This is a genomic window from Microcoleus sp. BM001215392 (genome assembly GCF_036700185.1).
Taxonomy (GTDB): Bacteria; Cyanobacteriota; Cyanobacteriia; order Cyanobacteriales; family Microcoleaceae; genus Microcoleus.
Window position 1 is genome coordinate 1 of the sequence record NZ_JAUBOJ010000381.1, and the last position, 7197, is coordinate 7197.

Genomic DNA, 7197 nt, shown 5'->3' on the forward strand with positions numbered 1-7197 from the left:
TTTTTATTTCTCCACGGATGAATCCGGGGGCTTGTATCCTGGATGCTTTCGGTCATTGATGCGGACTCGCATTCCGAACGATCAAACCCTCTGTTAAATTTAGTTCTTAAATCAAAAAAATCAGGACACGGCACTGCCGCGTCCCTATTTTTTAAGACTGATAAATGTGTGGTTAGTCCTTGATTTTGCTGACAGTCTTTTTAACTTGTTGCTCAAAGGATGTAGCCTTTGTATTGGAAGGATTTTTCATTTTATCAAGGTCAGCATCTCCCTGAACTTCGTTGGGCCCTTTGCTGGCTTTTTCTTGAGTTTCTTCGAGAGACATCGGGTTTTTCAGGACAACTTCTTGAGCTTCTTTCTCAATCCCCAAGAGTTTATCTTCACCTTTGGTGGGGCTGCTGGTAACGGCAAAAGCTGGGAAAGCATTAGACACAAACATCAAAGCACAAAAACAAACAGCTATTAAACTGCGAACTAAACGCTTGGCAGGGAAGTTAAAGGTGATAAAAGACATACAAAAATTCTCCGTTTTTAGAAGTTTTGATCGTTGAGATTGTTAACAGGCTGAATTTAACTCAAATTCTGCACAATCTTTAACTCTAGTTTGAGAAAGCCAACATATGTTTGTTAGCAGTTGTTGTCTCTTGATTCGAGCTAATATATAGAATTTAGGCGAAAAAGCTGGGATCTGAAATCCTTCTCAGGGAATATTTTAGCTTTGTGCCTTCCGATAGATGAGTATGGTGCATCACCGGAAGCCATATTATTTTAGATTTTAGATTTTAGATTTTAAATTTTAGATTTTAAATTGGGACTGACTGATTGTGTAGTTTTCAGGCGATCTGCAATTGCATTCTTTTATTTCACGCATCAATGCTTTCAACCCCCTACTCTGCAACTGTCAACTGTCCACTGTCAACTGTCCACTGTCCACTGTCCACTGTCCACTGCTATATCATCCGCGAAAATCAGCACAATTCTGCTGTTTAATGCACCTGACATCAGGCACTATTTGCATTAATGCCGATCGGGGTGGGTGCATTTCCCACCCCACAAAAAAATGTAATTATCGTGGCACCGGCATCCTGCGTGTTGCTGTCAGATGAATTATTGCTGCCGCACAGGAACTTTACATTTTGCTAGATAAGTCTTAATTTCTCCGACGCTAAGCTGTCCGTAATGCAGCAGCGAAGCCAGCAGTGCAGCTTCCGCTTTGCCCTCAGTCACGGCTTCGTAAATGTGGTGACAGTTGCCGGCGCCGCCGGAAGCAATCACAGGAATTTCTACAACTTCGGCGATACTGCGGGTTAATGCTAAGTCGTAACCGGCTTGAGTGCCGTCAGAGTCCATGCTGGTCACCAAAATTTCGCCGGCGCCGCGCTTGCAGGCTTCCTGGGCCCAGACGATCGCATCTTTTCCAGTATTTTCACGCCCTCCGCGCACGTAGACATCCCAACCGGGATTATCGGCATCTTGGCGTTTGCGGGCGTCTATGGCCAATACAATGCACTGATTGCCAAATCGATCGCTCGCTTTGTCAATTAAACTCGGATCGCGCACCGCCGCCGAATTAATACTGACTTTATCGGCGCCCGCCCTCAACAAACTTTTAATTGTGTCCAAGGATTGAATGCCGCCGCCCACCGTCAAAGGGATAAATACTCGATCGGCAGTCCGGTACACCACATCAATCATAATGTTCCGGTCTTCGTGCGTCGCCGTAATGTCCAGAAACACCAACTCGTCAGCACCCGCATCATTGTATACCTGGGCCATTTCCACCGGATCGCCAGCATCCTTAAGGTTGACAAAATTCACACCTTTGACCACACGGCCGGCTTTCACATCCAGACAAGGCAAAATTCTCTTCGATAACATAAAATTCTCGTGTTTCTAATTGATTGAGCGCCGCAGAGAGGAAAAGGCTTTGTTGATTTCTTCAAAAAGCCGAAGTTTAGCAACAAATCTTAAAGATACCTTGTGTTTAAAAACACTTTGTCCGATCGCCATACCAATTTTTAAGTTTTTTCGGGGACACAAAAGCATAAATAAGTGAGATTTTGGGCAAAAAGCAGCAAATTTAATTCCACAAATACATCTGTGACGTGCAAAAATATGACACTTTCGCTTAAGATCGAACCATAACTACCGCAGCGCTGGCGATCGAATTGTGGTTGGGCAATCCTATATGGGTTCGGTGCATCGACGATCGACTAAACAATTTTAGATTTGAGAACAGCCGATTTAAGATTTTTGACCAACAATCTCCGTTATCAGCCGCGCGGTACAGTTAAAATTTAAAGTTAAAAACCTCAAATCGGTTGACTTGATGTCGTTTCTAGGGCTGTGGTGACTTTGCAAGCCAATCCACATTTGTTACTTCGTACAGAAAGCGGCAATCGCTACTTGCCGCTCTCCGGCAGCAATTGCTGGACAGTAGGGCGGAATGATGACAATAATTTTGTATTGACCGATCGCTGGATTTCACGCAATCACGCGATGCTACAGCAAATGGAGACCGGAGAGTTTTATCTGATCGACTTGGGAAGCCGCAATGGTTCCTTTGTCAACGGACGGCGGGTGAGTATTCCTGTGACGCTCCGAAATGGCGATCGGATTATTTTCGGTCAAACCGAGTTGGACTTCCATAACCCAACCGCAGGCCGCAGGCTCGATCGCATACACGAAACAGACTCGGAAGATTTTACGGCGACTTTGACAGTGCGCAGCTTGATCAGCGTCATGGTAATGGACATCCGAGACTTTACCGTTTTGACCAGACAGCTAGACGAAACCCTGCTCTCGGAAGTCATCGGGAATTGGTTCCGCAAAGCCGGACACATCATTCGCGAACACGGGAGTTGGGTGGACAAATACATCGGCGATGCGATTATGGCCGTCTGGTTCCACAAAACCGACGGTGTTAGCAATGAAGAAATGATGCGGATTTGCCAAGCTTTGAGCGAACTGCACAAGGCAACAGACGAACTCAGCAGCCGTTATCCCCTGCCTTTTCCTTTGCGAGTCGGGGCTGGAATCAATACCGGTTATGCAATGGTGGGAAATTCTGGTAGCAGCGACCGATCGGACTACACGGCTTTGGGAGATACTGTCAATGCAGCATTTCGCTTAGAGTCTTGCACCAAGCAACTCGGCAAAGATATCGCCGTGGGAGAAACCACCTACAAATACCTGACAGCCTTGGGCGCCCAGGACGCTTTCGAGCAGCACACCGTTGCTTTGAAGGGTTACGACACTCCCAGCATCACTTACGGCGGTACATATGCTGACTTGAACGCCTTTCTCAAAACCAAAGGAAAGAGTTCTCGATAGCTAGAAAATAGGTTCTGAGCCAACAATCAACCCTTAAACATGGGAGCGCCAGTTTTGAATGGGGAGCGGATTTGAGGAACTTGTGAGCTATTCCCTCTAGTTCGAGGTAAATCACATCTCGTCGGCCATGTCAATAGTTAAATGTAAATTTTGTTAACAGTCCTCAGGCTGCTGCGGATTTATCTGACAAACTGCATAAGCAAAATGGTAGTCTCTACATAAATGCTGTGTATGAAATTGGGAGACAAAACTTCATGAAACGATTGGGTCGTCTATTGGCAGTATTGGGCTTAGTGCTGGGCTGCTTTGCATGGGCTGGAGACACGAGCGCGATCGCGGCAAACTTGAGCCGCATCGTTTTACCGTCATCCTCGCTCATAGCGGTTGAAGCTCCGGCTAGAACCAATCGCGCCGATGACAAGCTTGCCACAGAATACGGCAAAAAACTTGATTTGAACAACAGCGCCGTCCGTGACTTTCGGGAATTTCGAGGGCTGTATCCCACTTTAGCTGGACTAATTATTAAGAATGCTCCTTACGAAAAAGTTGAGGAGGTACTCAACATTTCAGGCTTGACGGAACCTCAGAAAAAGGTGCTGCAAGCTAACATGGACAAATTTACCGTAACTGATGTCGAATCAGTGTTTATTGAAGGAGACACCCGGTTGAATAACGGTCTCTACGACTAATTAGTATCGGGTCTCATTTGAAGGCATTCGGTAGAAGTCATTAGCCATTAGTCCTGCCGTCATTAGTCATTAGTCCTGCCGTCATTAGTCAGAATTAATTTTTTGTTATTTCATGAATTATGGCTTGTGGCTTATGGGTTTTGGGTTGTGGCTTATGGCTTATGGCTTCTACTGTGGCTGACGAATGCCGAATAAGTTGCAAAACGATCGCACAATCAGACGAATACCAGCCTCTGACGTTCTGAGAAGCAAAAAAATTAGATATTAGTTTAAATCCAGATTTATCTGTAGATTAAATTATTCAATTGTCAAATCAAAAGTTGACTGTTCCAGCCCTTCAAATCGTTAGTAGAGTCAAATTTGCCATCTCAAATCGATATTTATGTTCGCCATATTCATCTCTTAAGTTAATTTTAAAATCTAAAATCTAAAATCTAAAATCTAAAATCGCCCGAGTTATGACTGACAAATTTGACGTATTGGTGATAGGTGCTGGCGCAGCCGGTTTGTACACTGCACTTTGCCTCCCAGAACATTTGCACGTAGGCTTGATCAATAAAAATATCCTGCCTATTTCTGCCAGCGATTGGGCCCAAGGAGGGATTGCCGCGGCGATCGCCCCTGAAGATTCCGCAGCCCTACACGTTAAAGATACACTCGCCGCCGGAGCCGGTCTTTGCGACTTGGAAGCAGTGCAATTTTTAGTAGAGCAAGCTCCTGATTGCATTGATTCCCTCGTGAAAATGGGCGTTGCATTCGATCGCACAGGCCCGGATTTAGCCCTCACCCTAGAAGCCGCCCACTCCCGCCGCCGAGTGCTCCACTCCGCCGACACCACAGGGAAAGCGGTTGTCAGTACCCTGACAGCAAAAGTATTGAGCCGCAAAAACATTCAACTCGTATCCCCAGCCTTTGCTTTAAGTTTGTGGCTAGACGAAAGCGGGCGCTGTCAGGGCATTAGCTCGATTTGCGACTCCCGAGTCAAATGGCTGCGGGCGGCGGCCGTAGTGCTGGCTACAGGAGGCGGCGGACAGGTTTTTGCTCAAACCACCAACCCGTCGGTAAGTACCGGGGACGGGGTAGCCATTGCGTGGCGCGCCGGGGCGCTGCTGCGAGATTTAGAATTTGTGCAGTTTCACCCGACAGCCCTCAGCAAAGCGGGCGCGCCTCGGTTTCTGATTAGCGAAGCGGTGCGGGGAGAAGGAGCTCATTTGGTAGACAGTAAAGGATATCGCTTTGCTTTTGACTCTCACCCCAGCGGGGAACTCGCCCCTCGCGATGTTGTCAGCCGCGCGATTTTCCGCCACTTGCAGAAGACGGGGGAACCTCATGTTTGGCTGGATTTGCGCCCGATTGCGGTCGATCGACTGCGCTACAGGTTTCCGAATATTATTCAAGTGTGCGCCGATTGGGGAATTGATATTTTTTCCGAACCGGTGCCCGTGACGCCCGCCGCCCATTACTGGATGGGAGGGATTGTGGCTGACAAGTTCAACCAAACTTCGATTCCGGGTTTGTACGCAGTGGGAGAAACTGCGAGCACGGGGGTGCACGGTGCTAATCGGTTGGCGAGCAATTCGCTGCTGGAATGTCTGGTTTTTGGCGCCCAGATGGGACTTTTGCAACTAGAAGGTGAAAATTCCCAGGCATTCCCGGATGATCAAGATGGTGGGGAAATCTTGGAAAAATCCATTTCACAACAGGATATTGAGGCGATCGACAGGTTGCGGGTCGAATTGCCGAGTTTGGTGTGGCAAAGCGCCGGAATTTGCCGGGGAAAACGGGATTTAGAAATTGCGATCGCCCAGGTTGAGCTTTGGTTGCAAGAATTTGCTTCTTTACCCTTGAGTCAGGCTTTGCTGAATTTGCGACCCCGACAAATCATTGATTTTGCGCCTTTTAATGGGGAAAATAGCTCGGTTTTGCGAACTTGGGGCGAAGTTAGCAATTTGTTGGATATTGGCTACTTAATTCTCAAAAGTGCTGCGTTTCGCACAGAAAGCCGCGGCGGTCACTACCGGGTAGATTATCCGGTGACCGATCGAGATTGGTGCAGCCACACTTTAATTCACCAATCGAATTGGTACCAATCCGAGCCCATAGAATAGTCAAAAATTAGTCAGCGCGTCCCAGTACCGTCACTATTGGGGTTTCCATTGGGGTCTGGTTCGTATTTTCTGGGGTTGCTTGGAGTCCGAGATGTTTGTGCAACCGTCAAAACAGTGGGGGTCGATGGGTTTTTGGGTGAGTTCTGTCCCAGTTGAGCCGCATTGGCAATCCCCATCCCATTAACTTGCCAGCAGAGAGCCAGGGTTGCCGTTGTTGTGAGCTGAATCAAAGTACCCATAGTATTCATAGCCTTCTTCAAATCACCGCAGTAGATACACTTTCTTTCTACCACCTATTATATCTATAATTTTCCGTATTTCCACGGATATCTTTACATTTACTTTAATTAACTTTCGTCAGTTTACGTAAACCCTTTTCTATCAAAGCTTTTTGGCGATTTTAAGTTATTTTCTGTCTCCTATGATTTTAGGGTTGGGGCTTTGAAATTTATGATTCTAGAGGGAAATAACTTACTGGACAAGGGTTTGGAGCATCGCTCTGCCGTTGAATTATTTTTAAAATATCTCATTTTCTTAATATTTTTTAACTTTTCGATATCTAACTGCTTTACTGTGCTAAGTTTCATATTTTTTGTAACTCTATCTAATGACAGATTTTAGATTTTTCTAGGGATCGGTTAGAGAATGCCGGAAGAGAGAAATGCTCTTGTTTAGGACTGTTTTATCAAAAAATTGCTAAAACTAATTTTCCTATCAATTCCGATTGTATCGTTAGGTGATTTAACCTTTCTACAACCCTCTTGACGCCGAGGAAGACAACAGAGAGATGAATGATTCTGATGCTGACGGAATTAATATCACAACTTATTGTATTGTTTGAGATTTTAGATTATGCGACTTCATAAAAAGCTACGCTGGTGAGAAGTCGCGAGGCAACAAGTTTTAGAATGAGGCCATTCGGCAGGGTCGAATTATTAGAGATTTGGGAATGACTTGTGCCATAAAAGTTTGCAGATTGTCTCAAGTTATACGATTTTTATCGAATCGTGCAACATAATAGACTTGAATTGCAAAAATCGGAAAACACCCTAAAATTATCTGCGTTT

6 protein-coding genes are annotated in these 7197 nt (G+C 45.8%); 3 read left to right on the forward strand and 3 right to left on the reverse strand.

The features are described 5' to 3' along the window. Positions 1-172 precede the first annotated feature (172 nt). Complete coding sequence (locus tag QT974_RS28355) at positions 173-514, reverse strand: low temperature-induced protein (protein WP_333471727.1); 342 nt, start codon at positions 512-514, stop codon at positions 173-175. 593 nt (positions 515-1107) lie between these two features. Continuing rightward, positions 1108-1878: an imidazole glycerol phosphate synthase subunit HisF gene (gene hisF, locus QT974_RS28360; RefSeq protein ID WP_333471728.1), complete on the reverse strand. Its 771-nt coding sequence runs from the start codon at positions 1876-1878 to the stop codon at positions 1108-1110. Positions 1879-2346: 468 nt separating this feature from the next. On the opposite strand from hisF, the gene QT974_RS28365 reads away from it, so the two are divergent. From QT974_RS28365 to nadB, 3 genes are all read left to right on the forward strand, one after another. Beyond that, positions 2347-3333 (forward strand): adenylate/guanylate cyclase domain-containing protein, encoded by a 987-nt coding sequence (locus tag QT974_RS28365; protein ID WP_333471729.1) that lies wholly within the window; start codon positions 2347-2349, stop codon positions 3331-3333. A gap of 254 nt (positions 3334-3587) precedes the next feature. Then, complete coding sequence (gene psbU / locus QT974_RS28370; protein WP_333471730.1) at positions 3588-4022, forward strand: photosystem II complex extrinsic protein PsbU; 435 nt, start codon at positions 3588-3590, stop codon at positions 4020-4022. A gap of 458 nt (positions 4023-4480) precedes the next feature. After that, positions 4481-6130: an L-aspartate oxidase gene (nadB, locus tag QT974_RS28375; protein ID WP_333471731.1), complete on the forward strand. Its 1650-nt coding sequence runs from the start codon at positions 4481-4483 to the stop codon at positions 6128-6130. Between the two features lie 11 nt (positions 6131-6141). On the opposite strand, the gene QT974_RS28380 is transcribed toward nadB, so the two are convergent. Next, the gene (locus QT974_RS28380) at positions 6142-6378 is read right to left on the reverse strand and encodes a hypothetical protein (protein WP_333471732.1); all 237 of its coding nucleotides are present in this window, start codon (positions 6376-6378) and stop codon (positions 6142-6144) included. Positions 6379-7197: the final 819 nt, after the last annotated feature.